Raw genomic sequence first — 17,863 nt, forward strand, 5'->3', positions numbered from 1 at the left:
AGCACCCGCGGCCGTTCGTCTGGACGAAAACCGCCGACGAGATCCTCGACAAAGTCGCCGCCTACTGCCGACGAATCTCCGACTCAGGTCACTAGGGCCTGTCCGGCGGATCATGCCGTAGACGCGGGGCCTGGCACGCCCATCTGCCGCGTTGTCGTCGGTCGCCGACGCTCCGCGTCGACTCCCTCCGCCGCCTTGCAGCTGAACGCACCAGGTCCCGCTCACCTGCGCTGATGGGTCGCCGTGGGTTTCCTGCGACCTGATCCGCCGGACTGGCCCCAGGGCAACAGGCCCTGGGTCACGCGTTCGGGTTGAGCCCGTTCGACAGCCCCGTGTACGCCGGCTTCGCCGCGTAGCTCTCGGTGTACGGCAGTGCGGCCCCGTAGCCGCTGAACGTCCCCGGCACCCACGAGTACCTGTCGCTGACGCCCCACACCGTCACCCCGGCGCACCGGGGCACGCCCAGGCAGTTCTCGGTGGCCGTCTTGTAGTCCGTGGACTGCTGGGCGAGTTCGGCGGAGGAGGCGGGCATCGGGATGCGGATGTCGAGCTCGGTGACGGAGACCTCCAGGCCGAGGTCGGAGAACCGCTTCAGGTTCGCCTTCATCGATGACGGCACCTGCCCGACGGTGAAGTGTGACTGGAAACCGATGCCGTGCAACGGCACGCCCTGCGCGAGGAGTTGCTTCGCCAGCGCGTACAGGGCGTCGCTCTTGGCGTTGTCCGCCTCGGTGTTGTAGTCGTTGATGTACAGCTTTGCCGCCGGGTCCGCCGCGTGCGCCCAGCGCAGGGCGTTCGCGATGTAGCCGGTGCCCAGCTTGTCCTGCCACAGCGAGCCGCGCATCGAACCGTCCTCGTTGAACGCCTCGTTGACCACGTCCCAGGCGTAGATCTTCCCCTTGTAGCGGCCGACGGTCGTGTCGATGTGGTTCTTCAGGATCGTGTTCAGCTGGGACGCCGAGAAGCCGCCGTTCTTCAGCCAGGACGGCAGCTGGGAGTACCAGACGAGCGTGTGACCCCGTACACCCTGGTGGTGCGCGGCGGCGTGGGAGACGAGCCGGTCCGCCGCCGCCCAGTTGTAGTTGCCCCGGCTCGGTTCCAGGGCGTCCCACTTCATCGCGTTCTCCGCCGTCACCGAGTTGAACTCCCGGTCCAGGACGGAGGCGTACGACCCGTCGGAGGTCAGCGGCCCGTCACCGACCGCCGCGCCGATCTTCACGCCGCGCCCGTCGGCGTAGCCCCGCAGGGTCGTCGCGGCCGAGGCGTCCGGGGTGAGGTGGGGCAGCGTGAGGGTGGCTGTGGCGACCAGCGCGCCCGCCACGGCGAGCAGGAGGGGGCGAAAGAGGCTGTGGCGGCGGTGGGTTGCTGACGCGTGCGGCATGACTTTCCTCGCGGGGTGGGGGTGCGGGTGCTTCCGCCGTACGTCGTCACCGGGCGGCATAGGGTTGCCGGGAATCCGGGGAGGGACCGAAGTGACGCATGAGGCACGTGAAGCGGACGAGCCGCTCGACCATGTCCGGCACGCGGACCCGTCACTCACTCAACCGCTGTGGCGGCAAAGGGACTTCGGCGTCTTCTGGACCGCGCAGACCCTCTCCTTCCTCGGCGACTCCTTCGCTCTGATCGCGCTGCCCCTGCTGGTGCTGGAGGCCACGGGGTCGATCGCCAGGATGGGTCTGCTGACGGCCGTCGGCGGGGCGGCCTCGGTCGTGGCGGCGGTGTTCGCCGGGGCCGTCGTGGACCGGGTCGACCGGCGCAGGCTGCTCATCGGCTGCGACCTCGTGCGCATGGTGCTCTACGGGGCGATCCCGCTGATGTGGCTCTTCGGGCCGCACGTCTGGCTGCTGTACGTGATCCTGCCGCTGGGCGAGGCCGTCGGCATGCTGTTCGCCGTCGGCTACGTCACCGTGGTGCGGGGCCTGGTCGGTACCGCCCGGCTCACCGAGGCCAACGGACGCCTCAACGCGACCGCGGCTGCGGCGGGCGTGCTCGGACCACTGGGTGCCGGACTGCTCGCCGCCTGGACCGGCCCGGCCGCCGCGGTCGGCGTGGACGCGGCCAGCTTCGGCGTCTCGGCGGCCTGCCTGGCCGTCGTACGGCTGCGGCCGCGCCCCGCGGACGACGAGCAGCCGAAGGGCGACCCGGGGACTCCCGCCCGGACCGGGCTGTGGCAGGACCTGCGGACCGGGGTGAGGTTCCTGTACGGGCACCCCGTGCTGCGCACGCTGACCGTCCTGCTGTTCGTCTTCAGCTTCTTCACCCTCGGCCTCACCGACCTGGTGATCTACCACCTCAAGCACGACCTCGGCCACGACGACGGCACCGTCGGCACCGTGATGGCCCTCGGCGCGCTCGGCACCGTCACCGGTTCGCTGCTCGTGGCCCGGATCCGCCGCCGGCTCGGATTCGGCGCGACCTGGAGCGGTTCGACCGCCGTGTGCGGACTGGCCTTCGCCGGACTGGGCTGGACACGTGGGGTGCCCGTGGTGGCCGCCCTGAGCGCTGTCTTCCTGGCCTGCGTCGCCATCGCAGGCACCTGCTCCATGTCCCTGCGTCAGGAGGTCACCCCCGAGCCGCTGCTCGGCCGGGTCACCTCGGCGTTCTGGACCCTTCAGTACGCGGCGGCCCCGGTCGGCGCGGCCGTCCTCACCTGGGCGGCCGAGCACCACGGCACCGCACCCGTGGCCCTCGTCGCGGGCACTTCCTGCGTGCTGATCGCCCTGGTCGCACAGTTCACCCCCATCCGCCGCTCACCCACGTCCTGACCGGCGGATGCCCCTCCTGCAGCGCGCTACTGGAGCGCTCCAGCCCGAGTACGATGGCCCCGGTTCACATCTCATGGACGGCGTCGGAGGGTGGGAGCACAGGTGGATGCGTCGGGGAAGCAGCGGCCCACGATGGCGGACGTCGCCGAGAAGGCCGGTGTCTCCCGGGCGCTCGTCTCGATCGTGTTCCGCAACCAGCCGGGGGCGAGCGAGGAGACCCGGGAGCGGGTGCTGCGGGTCGCCGACGAGATCGGCTACCGCCCCGACAGCGCGGCCCGGCTGCTCGCGCGCGGCCGCAGCCGCACCCTCGGCGTGATGTTCATCGTCCACCAGACCTTCCACACCGACCTCATCGAGGGGATCTACCCGGAGGCCGAACGGCTCGGCTACGATGTCCTGCTCTCCGCCACCACCCTGGGCCGCAGTGAGGCCAAGGCCATCGAGGCGCTGCTCAGCCACCGCTGCGAGGGGCTGATCCTGCTGGCCCCCGACGCGGACCCGGCGTACCTCGACGAACTCGGTCACCGCGCCGCGACCGTCTCGGTCGGCCGTCGCGCCCCGGGGGCCCGCGTGGACTTCGTCCACAGCGCCGAGGGCAAGGGCGTACGGCAGGCCATGGACCACCTCGTCGAACTCGGGCACCGGCGCATCGTGCACCTCGACGGGGGCCGCGGTCCCGGTTCGGCGGAGCGGCGGCGCGCCTACCGGGCGGCGATGCGGCGCCACGGGCTGGAGTCCGGGATGCGGGTCCTCCCCGGCGACCACACGGAGCGGTCCGGCATCGAGGCCGGCCGGCTCCTGCTGGCGGAGCGCGACCAGGGGCAGCCGCTGCCGACGGCGGTCCTCGCGGGCAACGACCGCAGCGCGATGGGCCTGTTGATGTCCCTGACCCGGGCCGGCGTCGACGTCCCGCGCGACCTGTCCGTCGTCGGATACGACGACAGCCACCTCTCCCACCTGATGCCGATCGGCCTGACCACCGTCCGCCAGGACGCGGTGCTCATGGCGGAGCACGCGGTACGGTTCGCCGTGGAGCGCCTGGAAAGGCCTGAACTGGAGCCGCGGGAAGCGGTGTTGGACCCGAAGCTGGTGGTACGCGGGACCAGCGGGCCGCCGCCGGTGCGCTGAGCGCCGGTGCGCGGCGGCCCGCTGGGCCGGGACGGCCGCGCGGTCAGCGCGTTCCCTTCGCGGCGAACCCGGCGACCGTGTCGACGTTGTCCTTGGTGATGAAGGCCGGGCCGGTCAGGACGGGTGCGGTGCCGCCTCCGCTGAAGTTGCCGTTGGTCTTGTACAGCCACAGCGCGTCCACGGCGAGGTAGCCCTGGAGGTAGGGCTGCTGGTCCACGGCGAACTCGACCGTGCCGTCCTGGACGGCCTTGACCAGCTCCTTGTTGAGGTCGAAGGTCGCGACCTTCGCCTTCGCGCCCGCGTCGGACAGCGACTGCACGGCGGTCAACGCGATGGGGGCGCCGAGGGTGACGACCTGGTCGATCGAGGAGTCCTGCTTGAGCTTCGCGGTGATCGTCGACTTCACCGAGGGCATGTCGGTGCCGTTCACGTACAGGATGTCGGTCTTGCCGCTGAAGCCCTTCTTCAGGCCGGCGCAGCGGGCCTCCAGGGCGACCTGCCCCTGCTCCTGGATGACGCACAGGGCGTGCTGGGCGCCGAGCTGGTTCAGGCGCTGCCCGAACGCCTGGCCTGCGATGTTCTCGTCCTGGCCGAAGTACTCGAGCATGCCGAGCTCCTTCCAGTCGCCCACCCCGGAGTTGAAGCCGACGACCGGGATGCCGGCCGTCCTGGCCTTGGCGATCACGTCCTTCATCGCCTGGGGCTTGGCCGCGGTGAGCGCGATGCCGTCGACCTTCTGGTCGATCGCGTTCTGCACGAGGTTGGCCTGGTTGCCGGCGTTCGGGTCGGACGAATAGACGAGCTTGATGTTGTCCTTGGCCGCAGCGGCCTGCGCGCCCTTGCGGATGAGGTCCCAGAACGTGTCGCCGGGGGAGGCGTGGGTGACCATGGCCACCGTCATGCGCGGGGTGGTGGCCTTGCCCGCCGCTGCGGCGCCACCGCCCTCCTCGGACTTCTTGCCCCCGGAGCTGCTGGAGCAGCCGGCCGCGAACAGCGTGCCGACGAGGACGGTGGCGGTCAGGGTAGCGGCTCGGCGATGTCTGTACATGTCCGTGGCACCTCGCTGTGCTGGGGGAGGGTGGGGCGCCGGGGCCCGCTAGAGCGCTTTACTAGTGCGCTCTAGTGGCACGTACTATGGAACCGCCCGCCGACGGTGTCAATGGGTTTGTCAGGACGTTCCAACAAGGCGGATGTGGTCGGGCGTCACCCGTTGACGCCCGTGTAGTGGTTCAGGCTCCACTTCCACAGCAGCCGCGCCGCCAGGTAGGCGAGCAGTCCGACGAGGGGGGAGGCGGCCGCCAGCCAGTACGGGGCGAGGGTGTCGTGACCGTGGCCGGTGAGGACGGCGGCCGGGAAGTAGGCGACGAACGCGAGCGGAAGGCCGTAGGTCAGCAGGCCGCCCACCGCCCTCGGCAGGACGTTCAGCGGGTAGCTGCCGAACGTGCCGAGGAGTTCCTCCAGCCAGCGGCCCCAGTAGTCGGCGGCCGGGAAGCGCAGCGAAGCACAGGCCACCACCGTGAACAGGGCGGCTTCCAGGAGCATGCCACCCAGCACGGCGGCGACGAGGTACGTGATCCGGCCGGGCGTCCAGTGCAGGTCGCTGCGGGCGATCGCGCCGACCATCAGGCCGGCCGCCACCGTGAGGTCGCCGATGGCGTTGGTGGGGAAGAACTGCAGCTGGACCTGGCGGTGCACCGGCATCGGACGGACCAGGTACGTGTCGATCACGCCCTCCTGGATGAACCGGCCCAGCGCGTGCACCCGGCCCAGCACCAGCACGAACAGCCCGTGCGCGAGCATGCGTGTCGCCGGGATCAGCAGGACGTCCGAGCTGTCCCAGCCGCCCATCGCGGTGAACCGGGTCAGCAGCACCGTGGCGAACACGAGCACCGACACCTGCCAGATCGCGCCGACCGCGATCATCATCAGGAACTCGGAGCGGTACTCCAGCTGGGCGCGGAAGTTGAGACGCGTGACGCGCCACGCGATCCGGACGGCGTTCACGGGCCTCAGCCTCCCTGGGAGATGACACGGCGGGCGGCCCGCCGCCACAGGAACCGGGTGATCAGGGCCAGCACGACGATCCAGCCGGCCTGCACGGAGAGCTGGAAGGCGGCGTCCGAGAGCGGGATGCGGCCCACGTACAGCGACAGCGGCACGCTCAGCGTCGCCTGGAAGGGCAGGAAGGAGCTGAGCGTGATGAACCAGTCCGGGAAGAACCACAGCGGCGCGTACACCCCGGACAGCAGGTTCTGCGCGAAGATCAGGATGAGAATCGCGGCGCCGTTGCGCAGCGTCCAGAAGCACAGCTGGTCGATGACGAGCATGACGTAGTACAGGACCCACTGGCCGAGCAGCATGCTCAGCGCGAACACCCCCGCCACGGCCGCCGAGGCGGGCGGCTGCACGACCCCGACGGCGAGACACACCGCGTATCCGGCGAGCGACCAGGCCAGCCCGTACAGCTGCTCGCCCAGGGCGCGCAGCGCGTAGTAGCGCTGGGGCGGCAGCGGGCGCAGGTACCAGTAGACGATCGTGCCGAAGTGCACGTGCTGGATGACGGTGTCACGGCCCGCGTACTGGTCGATCTCCCGCAGCCGGGACGCGAGGACGGCCAGCACGGCGTACGTGACCGCCTGGTCGCGGTCGAGCCCAGCGGTCGTGCCCGTCGCCGCGTACAGGCCGTGCCACAGCGAGGCCACCAGCACGATCTGCACGGTCAGCCGGAGCAGGGCCGCGGTCATGCGGGGCGGGGTGTGCAGCTCGCCGAGCGGGGTGACCCGGCCGACGCGCCAGGCGTGCAGGAGCGCTGTCACAGTGCCGCCTCCGCCTCCGCCTGCGCGTACGCGGCCCGCATCACGTCCTCCAGGTCCGCCTCGTCGATGGCGACGCCCGTCAGCTCGTACCGCTCGACGACCAGCTTCAGCGCCTGGTGCACCGAGAGCGCGTCCGGGCCCGGGCCCTCGGGCCCGAACACCACCTGCGGGCCCTCCCGCCGCACCACCGCGAGGCCCGGAAGGGGGGTGATCTCGGTGTGCGGGTCGGCCAGGGTCGCCCGCAGCTGCCAGGTCGAGCCGAACCGGCCGCGGATCTCGTCGAGGGAACCGTCGAGGACGAGCCGGCCGTGGTTGATCAGGACGACCCGCTCGGCGAGCCGCTCGACCTCGGTCATGTCGTGCGTGGTCAACAGCACCGTGCGGCCGCGCTCGGTGACCTGGTGGCGCAGGAACTCCCGGACCTGCTCCTTGACCACCACGTCCATGCCGATCGTGGGCTCGTCGAGGAAGACCACGGGCGGGTCGTGCAGCAGCGCCGCCGCGAGGTCGCAGCGCACCCGCTGCCCGAGCGAGAGGTGGCGGACGCGGGTGTCCCAGAACGACGACAGGTCGAGCAGCTCGTCGAACTCCTTCAGCCGGGCCGCGTGTGCGGCCTTCGGCACCTCGTAGATGTCCCGCAGGATCGCGAACGACTCGCGCACCGGCAGGTCCCACCACAGCTGGGTGCGCTGCCCGAACACCGCCCCGATGTTACGGGCGTTGCGCTCGCGCTCCTCGTACGGCACCACGCCCGCGACGCGCGCCGAGCCGGAGGTGGGGGTGAGGATGCCGGTGAGCATCTTGATGGTCGTGGACTTCCCGGCACCGTTCGGCCCGAGCAGGGCCAGGAGCTCGCCCTGCGCCACGTCGAAGGTGATGTCGGAGACGGCGTGCTTGGCGACCCGCTCCGGATTGACGAGGGATCTGAGCGCACCGGCGAAGCCGGGACGGCGGACGGTCGTGTGGAAGGTGCGGGACAGACCGCGGACTTCGATGCTGCCGGTCACTCGGCGTACCTCCGGGTCAGTGTGATCAGCCAGACGGTCGCTGCCAGGGAGGCCGCGGAGAGGCCGGCGAGCAGCAGGGGTACCGCTTGGATGCCCGAGGCCTCGATGCCCACGCCCAGCAGCGGCGGGGCGGCGACGCCGCCCACCATCGACGCGGCGATCACCCAGGCACCGGCCCGGCTCGCCTGCGGAAGGGCGCGGTTGAGCCATGGCAGGCCGGTGGGGAAGACCGGTGCGATGAACAACCCAACACCCGCGTAGGCCACCGGCGCCACACCTTTTACAAGGGCTAGAACAAGACATGCTGTCATTCCGGCCGCGCAGACCGTCAGGATGCGCTCGGGGGAGTGCTTCAGCGTGAGCGGGACGACGAGGAAGCGGCCCGCCGTCATCATCAGCCAGTACACCGAGGTCGCCGACGCGGCCGCGGTCGCGCCGTAGCCGACGGTCTCCAGATGGGTGGGCTCCCAGCCGCCGACGCCCGCCTCGACGGCGACGTTCAGGATGTACAGGGCGAGGAAGCCGACCAGGACGCGGGGCAGCCCGAGTCCGCGGCTGGGAACGCTCGGCCCGTCTTCCGCGCGCGGTGTCCGTACGCCGTTCGACCCCAGCACCGCCAGTGCCGTGGCGAGTACCGCGCACGCCCCGAAGGCGTACGCGTACCCGTCGGGGCCGACCCAGGCCACGACCGCCGGGCCGAGCACCGCGCCGATGCCGAAGTGGGCGTTGAGGACGTTCAGCATGGCCGTGGACTTCTCGCCGAAACCGACCGCGAAGAGCTGGTTGAGGCCGTAGTCGATGCCGCCGAAGCCGAGGCCGCAGAGGAAGGCGGCGGCGAGGGCCGGCGGCCAGTTCGGGGCGAGCGCGAAACCGGCGCCGCCCGCCGCCATGAGGCCGTAGCTCGCCGCGAGGAGCGTCCTGTTGCTGATCCGGGCGTGCACGGCGTTGAAGGCGAGGACTCCGGCGACACCACCCGCGAAGTGCAGGCTCAGGCCGAGTCCGGCGGCCGAGGGGGACAGGCCGTACTCCTCGCGCAGGCCCGGGACGGACGGGCCGTAGAGCGCCTGGAGCATGCCGATGAGGACGAAACCGACGCAGGAAGCGACCGCGGCCGGCCGGCTGAAGAGCCGGCCGGCCGCAGACGTGCCCAGGACCGTGTCGGTCAACGGGTCTCCGAGGTGGTTTCCCTGTCGATCGGCGAGAACACGAACGAGAACTCCGCGGGCTCGGCGCGCAGGTAGTACTGCGGCAGCGGGCCCGGGCCGCACGACTGGGAGCCGATGCCGTGCTGGCCGTGGTCGAGGTTGACCCACACAGTGTCACCGGCCGTGAGGTCGCTGCGGTGCCGCGCCGCGTCCAGCTGCTCGGTCGTCCAGCGGCGGGCGCTGAAGAAGAACTCCGGGTCGCCCTCGATCCGCAGGCCGCCGACCTCCACCCAGCGGACGTCGGCGCGGGCGCCGTTCTCCTGCGGACGCACGTACGGCGTCTGCAGATCGTCGACCGTCGACTCCCAACGGCCCAGTTGAGCCGCCTGCTTGGTGTCGGGGTAGGCCTCACCGGGACCGCCGCCGTACCAGCGCACCCGGTCGGCTGCGGGAAGGCCGAGCCGGACGCCGAGCCGCGGCAGCGGCACCGTCCAGTCGCCGTCGGGCGCCACGGACACCGTCAGCTTCAGCCGGGTGCCGTCCGAGGTCCAGCGGTACGTCGTCACCAGACCGAACTCCCAGGCGGCGGGCGCCACCCGGGTCCGCACGGTCAGCGCGTCGTCGGAGAGCTCCACCGCGCCGATGCGGTGCCGCATGCGGTGCAGGCCGAACTTGCGCCACAGCTCGCCGTAGCGGATGTCGGTCTGCCAGGCGGCGCCGTCGTCGTTGTCGGTGGTCGCCCGCCACACGTCCAGGCGCGGAGCGGTCACCTCGACCCCGCCGATGCTCCTGAGCGCACCCGTGCGGGCGTCGAAGGAGGCCGGGCCGAGGGTGATCACGCCGTCGCCGGGGACGGGCCCGTCGGTTGCCGGGACCGAGGGCAGCGGCCGCGCGGCCACCGCGAACCGGCCCCAGGCCACCGGGTGGTCCTTCGCCGCCCACGCGGTGTCCTCGGCGAGCACGGCCCGCACCGTCCAGTACGCCTCGCCGCTGCGCGCGTTCGCGGGCGGCTCGGGCAGCTTCACGTCGACCGACTCGCCGGCCGCGAGCGCCGGCACGGACAGGCTGCCCGCCTCGACGGTCTCGCCGTCCACCTGGTACGACCACTCGAAGGCCAGCGCCGACAGGTCGGCGAAGTCCTGCTTGTTGCGGACCCGCACCGTGCCGTCGGAGCCGTCGCCCTCGAAGGCGACCGGCTCGATCACCTTCTTGAACTCGACCAGGCCGGGGGAGGGGGTGCGGTCCGGGAACAGCAGCCCGTCGCAGACGAAGTTGCCGTCGTGCAGCTCCTCACCGAAGTCGCCGCCGTAGGCGAAGCCCAGCTCGGCGTGCTTGATGCCGTGGTCGATCCACTCCCAGACGAAGGCGCCCTGGAGCCGGTCGTACGTCTCGAACAGCCGCTGGTAGTCGACGAGGCCGCCGGGGCCGTTGCCCATGGCGTGCGCGTACTCGCAGAGGATGAAGGGCAGCTCACGCCTCTTGTGCGTACCACCGTCCAGCTCCTTGCCGATCTGCTCGACCTCGGCGTGGCTCGCGTACATCCGCGAGTACATGTCCGTGTCACGGCAGTCGATGTCGCCCTCGTAGTGCACGAGGCGCGAGGCGTCGCGGCCGTGGATCCACTCGGCCATCGCGGTCAGACCGCGGCCGGTGCCGGCCTCGTTGCCCAGCGACCAGATGACGACCGACGGGTGGTTCTTGTCCCGCTCGACCATGCGGGCGGCACGGTCGAGCAGGGCCGGGGTCCAGCGGTCGTCGTCGACCGGGTTGTCGCGCCAGGCCTGCTCGGTGAAGCCGTGGGTCTCCAGGTCGCACTCGTCGATCACCCACAGGCCGTACTCGTCGCACAGGTCGAGGAAGGCCGGGTGCGGCGGGTAGTGCGAGGTGCGCACGGCGTTGACGTTGTGCCGCTTCATCAGCAGCACATCCGCACGCATGGTCTCCAGGTCGAGGGCGCGGCCCTTCTCGGGGTGCCACTCGTGCCGGTTGACGCCCTTGAACAGGACCGCCTTGCCGTTGACCTTGATCAGGCCGTCCTCCAGGACGACCGTACGGAAGCCGATCCGCAGCGGCACCCGCTCGCCCTCGGTGGCGAGGACGCCGTCGTAGAGGCGGGGCGTCTCCGCCGTCCACGGCTGGACGGGGACCGTCACCGACTCGCCGGTGGCGACGTCGATGCCCAGCTCCGGCACGGTGACCCGGCCGTCCACGTCGGAGTCGACGCGCAGGGTGCCCTCGCCGCCGACGTGGTCGTAGGAGGCGTGCACGAAGAAGTCGAGGGCGCTGCCCGCCGGGCGGTGCAGCAGGGTGACGTCCCGGAAGATGCCGGGCAGCCACCACTGGTCCTGGTCCTCCAGGTAGGAGCCCGCCGACCACTGGTGGACCCGCACGGCGAGCACGTTGCCGCTGGGCTTGAGCAGGTGCCCGACCGCGAACTCGTGCGGCAGCCGGGAGCCCTTGAACTCACCGATGTCCGTGCCGTTCAGCCACACCCGGGCGCAGGACTCCACGCCGTCGAAGCGGATGACGGCACCGCCGTCCGCGGGCCAGTCCGCCGGCAGGTCGAAGACCCGCAGGTGGTCACCGGTGGGGTTCTCCGTCGGGACGTGCGGCGGGTCCACCGGGAAGGGGTAGAGGTGGTTGGTGTAGATGGGCGACCCGAAGGCCCCGTCGCCCTGCAGGACCCAGTGCCCGGGAACCGTGACCTCGGCCCAGTCCCCGGCGTCGTAGCCCTCCTCGGCGAACGAGTCGTCCTCGGCGTCGATGGTCGCCGACACGCGGAGGCGCCAGCTGCCGTTCAGCGTCAGGGACTTCGCGTCCGAGGACGCGTACCAGGCGCGGGGCGGAAGGGCCCCGCTGCCGGGCGAGACGTCCTCGACGTAATCGACGGCGGTCGTGCGGAAAGACATCGGTCTCCTCGGTCAGCCCTTGATACCGGTCTGCGCGATCCCCTGCACCAGCCAGCGCTGGAGGAAGAGGAACACGAACACCAGGGGCAGGATGGAAAAGGCGGTGGCCATGAAGATCAGATGGAAGACGACGGTCTGGTTGGTCATGTAGTTCGAGAGCGCGACCTGGACGGTCCACGAACCCGGGTCCTGGCCGATGACCAGCGGCCACAGGAAGGAGTTCCAGCCGTTGATGAAGGTGATGGTCGCCATCGCCGCGAAGAAGTTCAGCGAGTTGGGCACCACGATGCGCCAGTACGCGCCCCAGTAGCCCAGTCCGTCCACGCGCGCCGCCTCCTCCAGCTCCTTGGGGAACCCCAGGAAGTACTGCCGGAACAGGAAGCAGGTGAAACCGCTGAACAGGCCCGGGATGATGAGACCCCGGTAGGTGTCCACCCAGCCGAGCGACGAGACCAGCACGAAGCTCGGGACGAAGGTGACGGCGGTCGGGACCATGAGGGTCCCCAGAACGGCGTAGAACACCTTGTTGGCGTGCTTGTACGGGATGCGGGCGAGTGCGTAGCCGGCGAGGGAGCACACCAGCAGGACGCCGATGGTGTGCAGGGTGGCCACGATCGCCGAGTTCCAGAGGGACTGGGCGAAGGGGACCGTCTCGTCGGTGAACAGTTCCTTGACGTTGCCCCACTGGATGTTCGTGGGGAAGAACTTCCAGTTCTCTCCGGTGATCTCGGCGTCGGTGGAGAGGGCGTTGCGGACCAGCAGGTAGAACGGGACCAGGAAGAAGAAGGCGGCGATCCCGGTGGCGATGTAGAGGCCGGTGGAGCTCATCACGCCGCCACCGCGCTTGTCGCGGCGGGGCTTGCCCGTCTCCGGCGCGGTCTTCTCCACTTCGGGCATCGTGGTGGTCACTTGGACTCGTCCCCCCTTCCGAAGCCCATGAACTTGCCCTGGAGCAGGGTCACGGCACAGATCAGTACGGTCAGGATGACCGCGCCCGCGCTGCCGGAGCCGTAGTCCTGGCTCTCGCCCAGGGCCTTGTAGTACAGCTCGACGAGCGGCGGACGACCCCACGTGGTCTTCGACAGCAGGTTGAAGAACTCGTCGAAGGCCTGGTAGGCGGCGATGAGCAGCAGCAGGATCACCGCGGTGGACGTGGCGCGCAGTTGGGGCAGCGTGATGTACCGGAAGGTCTGCCAGCCCGGCTTGGCGCCGTCGATGGAGGCGGCCTCGTACAGCTCGCCCGGGATGTTCTGCAGCGCCGCGATGAAGAGGATCATGTAGAAGCCGGACTGCAGCCACAGACGCGCGGTGACGATGACCAGCCAGTACCAGGGCGGGTTGGGGTCCGCCAGCCAGGCGATGTTCTCGATCCCGAACCAGCCGAGGACCGTGTTCATGAGGCCGAAGCGAACCCCGCTGAAGATGGACATCTTCCAGATCAGCGATGCGGCCACATAGCTGCACGCGGTCGGCAGGAAGAAGACCGAGCGGAAGAACGCCCGCATGAAGCGCATCCGGTTCACCAACAGGGCCAGGCCCAGCGAGAGCGCCCAGGTGGTGGGCACGATGAACGCGGCGAACACGGTGAAGGTGACGAGCGAGCCGACGAAGTCGTCGTTCGTCAGCATGTACGTGTAGTTCTCGAAGCCGACGAACTTGTCGGGTGTGACGGTGAAGCGGGCCTCGAAGAAGCTGAGCCAGAGGCTCCAGAGGATCGGCGCGTAGACGAAGATCGCCAGGCCGATGAGGAACGGCCCGCTGAAGAGCCAGAAGTTGAAGGTGGGGCTGCCCCGCAGCCCCCGCCGCGGCTTGGCCGGTGAGGCCTTCGCCGGGGCGGGGCGCGCGAGGTCGCGCGTCTCGGTCGTCGACATGTCGTGGTCCGTCCCGCGGTCTATCCGAAGAGCTTCTTGAGCTCGCGGTTGACGGCCGCGTCGGCCTTGTCGAGGGCGGCGTCCGGGTCCATGTTCTTGCGGACGGAGTTGGCGAAGACGTCCTCGAGGGCGGTGATCATGGCTTGGGTCCAGCCGATGTTGTCGAAGTGCCCGAACTCGTTGAAGAGCTTGACGCCCTCAGCGGCGGTGCCCGACTTGAGCTTGGTGGCGGACTGCGCGAGCGAGGTGCGCGGCGGGATGTGGAAGCCGAAGGACGTGGCCCACTCCTCCTGGTACTTCTTCTGGTCGATCCACAGCCACTTCACGAACTCCTTGGCCGCGTCGACGTTCTTGCTCTTGGCGTTGACGAACATCGACCAGCCGCCGTTGTAGACCGACTGCTTGCCGGAGTCGACGGTCTTCGGGAAGGGGAAGATGCCCCAGTCGTCGCCGAGCGCGTCCTGGATCGCCGGCATCGCCCACATACCGCACCACTGGATGGCACACAGGCCCTGGTTGAACGAGGACGGGTCCCAGGAGTCGGTCGGAGCACCGAGGAGAAGGTCGCCGCTGGTGAACAGCTTGCGCATCTTCTTGATGCCCTCGATGACGCCGGGGGTGTGGTAGGCGATCTCGTTCTTCTCGTTGAGGGTGTCGGCGCCGGCCGACCAGATCAGCGGGTTGATCACGCCGTGCAGGTCGTTGCCCATGTACAGGCCCTTGACCTTGCCGGTGGTGAGCTTGGCGGCGGCCTCGATCAGCTCGTCGAGCGTGGTCGGCACGTCGACCTTGGCCTTCTCCAGCATCGACTTGCGGTAGAAGAAGAACTGCGGGTCGTCGATCATCCGGACGCCGTATATCTTCCCGTCGACCGTGTGCGACTTGATGTCGGCCGGGTTGAAGTCGCTCTTGACCGGGTCGATGATGTCGGTCAGGTCCGCCACCTGGCCGCTCTTGACCATCTGGATCTGCGGGTGGAACTCGAAGAGGTCGGGCGCGTTCTTGGTGAGCAGCGTGGCGAACAGCTTGCTCTCGAAGTCCGCGCTGGTGATCCACTGCGTGGTCACGTTGGCCTTGTCGTAGGCCTTCGCGTACTTCTTGATGGCCTGCTCGGTGCCCGCCTCGCCGTACGCGTGGAAGTACTGGTTCAGCTGGACACCCGAACCGGACCCTCCGCCACGCCCGTTGTTGCCGCCACACGCGGCGAGCGTGCCCGCGGCGGCCATGCCCGCGGCGGCCCGGAAGATGGACCGGCGGGACCAGTTGCTGTTGCTCATTGCCGACATGGCGACGTCCTTGTCTCGAGTACGGCTCACGGCTCACGGCTCCACGGCCGAGCGGCCGGTGGCTCAAATTGCTTTGCGGTGCGGGACGTTAACCTTCGGCTAAGGCTTCGGCAAGGGGTTGGACGAAGTCTGCGCGAAACGTTGTGTCCGGTTCGAAATGACGAACGCGGGGTTCGTCGGGGGTTGGTGCGGGGGGATGAGGACCACCGGGTCAGGGGCCGGCGGCCCTCGGTCAGGGGGTCGCTGCGCGGTGCTCCAGGCCCCTTGGGGGCCGCCGTCGCAGCGTCATGAGGATGGTCCGGTGCGGCTCCTCGCGGGGATGCGTTTGGCGGACCTCTGCCCGACGGACTGGAGCGAGCCCTCCAGCGCGAACGTGGCCGCGCCGAGGCACACCGGGTCGGTGGGGATCGGGGAGAGGACGATCTCGGTGGCGGCCAGCGGCCGTCGCAGCGCGTGCCGGGCGACGGCGTCGCGCACTTCGTTCAGCAGGGGCTCGCCCAGCCGGCCGGCGACCCAGCTGCTGAGCACGACCACCTCGGGGTTGAGCAGGTTCACCAGGTCGGAGATGCCGGCGCCCAGGTAGCGGGCGGTGTCACGCACCACCTTGACCGCCACCGGGTCGTGCGCGGCGACCCCGCGGGCCAGGGCGTCGATGGTGGCCGTCTGGTCCTCGGGGTGCAGCAGCGGGCTCTGCGGACTGAGCTCCCGCAGGTTCAGCATGATCCCGGGCGCGCCGACATACGTCTCCACGCAGCCGTGGTTGCCGCAGTGGCACAGGCGCCCGTCCAGCACGAGCGTGGTGTGGCCCCACTCGCCGGCGCTGTTGCTGACGCCCCGGTGCAGCCCGCTGCCCAGGACGAGCCCGGCGCCCACACCGGTGCCGAGGTTGACCACCACCGCGTCGCCGTGTCCGCGCGCGGCCCCGAACCACAGCTCGGCGACGGCGCAGGCGCGCAACGGGTTGTCCAGGTACAGGGGGTAGGCGATGTGCTCGGAGAGCAGGTCGAGCAGCGGCACGTCGTGCCAGTCCCAGTTGGGGGCGTACTCCGCGATGCCGGTGGTGCGGTCGACCTGGCCCGGCACGCTCACGCCGACGCCGAGGACCCGGGCCGCCTCGACCCCGGCCTGCGCGACCACCGAGCCGACGGCGGCGGCGACATGGCCGACGACCTGCTCCGGGCGGCTCTCGCCGGGCCGCATGTCCTCCTCGGCCCGGGCCAGCACGGTCAGCCCCAGGTCGAACAGCTCCACATGGACGTACGTCTCCGCGATGTCGACGCCGATCAACGCGCCCCCCGACGCGTTGACGGCCACGAGGCCCCGGGGCCGGCCGCCCGCCGAGTCCTCGAACCCGACCTCTGTGATCATGCGCAGGTCGAGCAGCTCGCCGACGAGGGTGGCGACCGTCGCGAGGCTGAGCCCGGTGGCGGCCGCCAGCTCCTGCCGCGACGTGGGGGACGTGGCGATGATCTGGCGCAGCACCTCATAGCGGTTCGCGGTGCGGATGTCGCGTGATGTGCGCTTCACCGGAGTGGCCCCATCCCTTTCATGCCGGGCCGGGGCCACGAAGGCACCGGCGCGCGGCAAGGCTATGGCGCGGCCCGCCTTTCGACAAGGGGTTAGGAAAGGGGTTTTATTAAGTCGCCCCCGCCATCTCGCCTCGGCTTCTGTCAGTGGCCGAGGATGTCCGCCACGAACGCGTTGCTGAACTTACCCGCGGGATCCAGCTCCCGCACCAGCGCCCGGAAGTCGCCGAGCCGCGGATAGCGGCCCCGCAGCACCTCGGCGGGCACGGTGAACACCTTCCCCCAGTGCGGCCGCGCCTCGAAGGCGTCCAGCGCCTCCTCCAGCCGCCGCACCACGGGCAGCACCGTCGCGGTGTCCTCCACCCAGGTGAAGTGCAGCGCCACGGTGTCCCGCCCGTAGGAGGGGCTGAGCCACTGCTCGTCGGCGGCGACCGTGCGCACCTCGCAGGTCTGCAGGACGGCGGCGACCGTCTCCCGGATGCCGTCGATCGCTCGCAGCGCGTCGACGGCGTACCGGCGCGGCAGCAGGTACTCCGACTGGAGCTCGGCGCCGCTGCTCGGGGTGAACTCCGCACGGAAGTGCGGCAGCCGCTCGTGCCACGGCCCCGGCACCCCGAACTGCTCCGTGCAGTTGACCGCGGGCATCCCCGGCACCGGGTGCAGCGCCTCGGTCGCCGGCGCGGCCCACAGGAAGGCGGGCAGCGGCTGGTCGGTGCGCCGTTTCAGCCAGACCTGCCGGAAGCCCGGCGCACGCCAGTCGGTGAACAGACTCACGCTGTACGCCGCTGCCGCCACCGTCTCGAAGTCCAGCCCCTCCAGGGGGAGCTCGGTGAACAGGTGCTGCTCGACCTCGAAGGCGGGCTCCAGGTCCAGGGTGAGCGCGGTGACGACCCCGAGGGCGCCCAGGGAGGTGACGGCACCGCCGAAACGCGTGTCGCCCCGGCCGACGGTGACCGTCGAACCGTCCGCCGTGACGATCTCCACCTCGCGTACGGCGGACGCGAGCGGGCCATTGGCGACGCCCGACCCGTGCGTGCCGGTCGCCACCGAACCGGCCACCGAGATGTGCGGGAGGGACGCCATGTTGGGCAGTGCGAGACCGTGCCCGTGGACCCGCCGGGCCAGCTGCGCGTACCGGATACCGCCGCCCACGCGAACCGTACGGGCCGCCGTGTCCACGTCGACCTCGGCCGGCAGGGCGTCCAGCGACAGCAGCACCCCCTCGGCGCCCGGCTCGGCGATCTCGTTGAACGAGTGCCCGCTGCCCAGCACCCGCACCCGCCCGCTCTCGGCGACGAGCGAGCGCAGTGCGTCGTGCGTTTCCGGCCGGCGCACCTCCTTGGCCGCGAACGTGATGTTGCCCGCCCAGTTCGTCACGGTCTCGGCCATGCGGTCGCCTCCAGGGCCCTC

General features: G+C 70.4%; 14 protein-coding genes. 2 read left to right on the forward strand and 12 right to left on the reverse strand.

All coding sequences use genetic code 11. The features are described from left to right. Positions 1-298: 298 nt before the first annotated feature. Positions 299-1,381 carry an endo-1,4-beta-xylanase gene (locus ACGFNV_RS39470; RefSeq protein ID WP_393629530.1) on the reverse strand — a complete coding sequence of 361 codons (1,083 nt, stop codon included), beginning with the start codon at positions 1,379-1,381 and terminating at the stop codon, positions 299-301. Positions 1,382-1,472: 91 nt separating this feature from the next. Between ACGFNV_RS39470 and ACGFNV_RS39475 the strand changes: the two genes are divergently transcribed. Then, the gene (locus ACGFNV_RS39475; protein WP_393629531.1) at positions 1,473-2,765 is read left to right on the forward strand and encodes an MFS transporter; all 1,293 of its coding nucleotides are present in this window, start codon (positions 1,473-1,475) and stop codon (positions 2,763-2,765) included. A 132-nt stretch (positions 2,766-2,897) separates the two neighbouring features. Then, entirely contained in the window at positions 2,898-3,893 is a 996-nt protein-coding gene (locus tag ACGFNV_RS39480; protein ID WP_393629751.1) for a LacI family DNA-binding transcriptional regulator, read from the forward strand. 43 nt (positions 3,894-3,936) lie between these two features. On the opposite strand, the gene ACGFNV_RS39485 is transcribed toward ACGFNV_RS39480, so the two are convergent. The 11 genes from ACGFNV_RS39485 to ACGFNV_RS39535 form a co-directional block, all read right to left on the reverse strand. After that, positions 3,937-4,941, reverse strand: coding sequence for a sugar ABC transporter substrate-binding protein (locus tag ACGFNV_RS39485; RefSeq protein WP_393629533.1), 1,005 nt, complete (start codon positions 4,939-4,941; stop codon positions 3,937-3,939). Positions 4,942-5,096: 155 nt separating this feature from the next. Further along, positions 5,097-5,897, reverse strand: coding sequence for an ABC transporter permease (locus tag ACGFNV_RS39490; RefSeq protein ID WP_393629535.1), 801 nt, complete (start codon positions 5,895-5,897; stop codon positions 5,097-5,099). Positions 5,898-5,902: 5 nt separating this feature from the next. Beyond that, positions 5,903-6,637, reverse strand: a complete 735-nt coding sequence (locus ACGFNV_RS39495; RefSeq protein WP_393629753.1) for an ABC transporter permease — start codon at positions 6,635-6,637, stop codon at positions 5,903-5,905. A gap of 68 nt (positions 6,638-6,705) precedes the next feature. After that, the gene (locus ACGFNV_RS39500) at positions 6,706-7,716 is read right to left on the reverse strand and encodes an ATP-binding cassette domain-containing protein (protein ID WP_393629536.1); all 1,011 of its coding nucleotides are present in this window, start codon (positions 7,714-7,716) and stop codon (positions 6,706-6,708) included. Further along, positions 7,713-8,882 carry an MFS transporter gene (locus ACGFNV_RS39505; protein ID WP_393629537.1) on the reverse strand — a complete coding sequence of 390 codons (1,170 nt, stop codon included), beginning with the start codon at positions 8,880-8,882 and terminating at the stop codon, positions 7,713-7,715. The genes ACGFNV_RS39500 and ACGFNV_RS39505 overlap by 4 nt, the downstream gene beginning before the upstream one ends. After that, on the reverse strand, positions 8,879-11,770 hold the full coding sequence (locus ACGFNV_RS39510) for a glycoside hydrolase family 2 TIM barrel-domain containing protein (protein WP_393629539.1): 2,892 nt from the start codon (positions 11,768-11,770) through the stop codon (positions 8,879-8,881). The genes ACGFNV_RS39505 and ACGFNV_RS39510 overlap by 4 nt, the downstream gene beginning before the upstream one ends. A 12-nt stretch (positions 11,771-11,782) precedes the next feature. Beyond that, positions 11,783-12,667, reverse strand: a complete 885-nt coding sequence (locus tag ACGFNV_RS39515) for a carbohydrate ABC transporter permease (protein ID WP_393629755.1) — start codon at positions 12,665-12,667, stop codon at positions 11,783-11,785. Positions 12,668-12,675: 8 nt separating this feature from the next. Beyond that, positions 12,676-13,641 carry a carbohydrate ABC transporter permease gene (locus ACGFNV_RS39520; protein WP_393629541.1) on the reverse strand — a complete coding sequence of 322 codons (966 nt, stop codon included), beginning with the start codon at positions 13,639-13,641 and terminating at the stop codon, positions 12,676-12,678. 20 nt (positions 13,642-13,661) lie between these two features. Next, positions 13,662-14,918 (reverse strand): ABC transporter substrate-binding protein, encoded by a 1,257-nt coding sequence (locus ACGFNV_RS39525; protein ID WP_393629756.1) that lies wholly within the window; start codon positions 14,916-14,918, stop codon positions 13,662-13,664. Between the two features lie 294 nt (positions 14,919-15,212). Beyond that, complete coding sequence (locus ACGFNV_RS39530; RefSeq protein ID WP_133932335.1) at positions 15,213-16,454, reverse strand: ROK family transcriptional regulator; 1,242 nt, start codon at positions 16,452-16,454, stop codon at positions 15,213-15,215. Positions 16,455-16,597: 143 nt separating this feature from the next. After that, on the reverse strand, positions 16,598-17,842 hold the full coding sequence (locus tag ACGFNV_RS39535) for a D-arabinono-1,4-lactone oxidase (RefSeq protein WP_393629543.1): 1,245 nt from the start codon (positions 17,840-17,842) through the stop codon (positions 16,598-16,600). Positions 17,843-17,863 lie beyond the last annotated feature (21 nt).

It is taken from the genome of Streptomyces sp. NPDC048751 (assembly GCF_043198595.1).
Lineage (GTDB): Bacteria > Actinomycetota > Actinomycetes > Streptomycetales > Streptomycetaceae > Streptomyces.

Excerpts from the sequence above, each read along its gene's own strand:
- ACGFNV_RS39470 (WP_393629530.1), bottom strand. The coding sequence starts at position 1,381 with ATGCCGCACGCGTCAGCAACCCACCGCCGCCACAGCCTCTTTCGCCCC.
- ACGFNV_RS39510 (WP_393629539.1), bottom strand. The coding sequence starts at position 11,770 with ATGTCTTTCCGCACGACCGCCGTCGATTACGTCGAGGACGTCTCGCCC.
- ACGFNV_RS39495 (WP_393629753.1), bottom strand. The coding sequence starts at position 6,637 with ATGACCGCGGCCCTGCTCCGGCTGACCGTGCAGATCGTGCTGGTGGCC.
- ACGFNV_RS39535 (WP_393629543.1), bottom strand. The coding sequence starts at position 17,842 with ATGGCCGAGACCGTGACGAACTGGGCGGGCAACATCACGTTCGCGGCC.
- ACGFNV_RS39480 (WP_393629751.1), top strand. The coding sequence starts at position 2,898 with ATGGCGGACGTCGCCGAGAAGGCCGGTGTCTCCCGGGCGCTCGTCTCG.
- ACGFNV_RS39485 (WP_393629533.1), bottom strand. The coding sequence starts at position 4,941 with ATGTACAGACATCGCCGAGCCGCTACCCTGACCGCCACCGTCCTCGTC.
- ACGFNV_RS39520 (WP_393629541.1), bottom strand. The coding sequence starts at position 13,641 with ATGTCGACGACCGAGACGCGCGACCTCGCGCGCCCCGCCCCGGCGAAG.
- ACGFNV_RS39515 (WP_393629755.1), bottom strand. The coding sequence starts at position 12,667 with ATGCCCGAAGTGGAGAAGACCGCGCCGGAGACGGGCAAGCCCCGCCGC.
- ACGFNV_RS39525 (WP_393629756.1), bottom strand. The coding sequence starts at position 14,918 with ATGAGCAACAGCAACTGGTCCCGCCGGTCCATCTTCCGGGCCGCCGCG.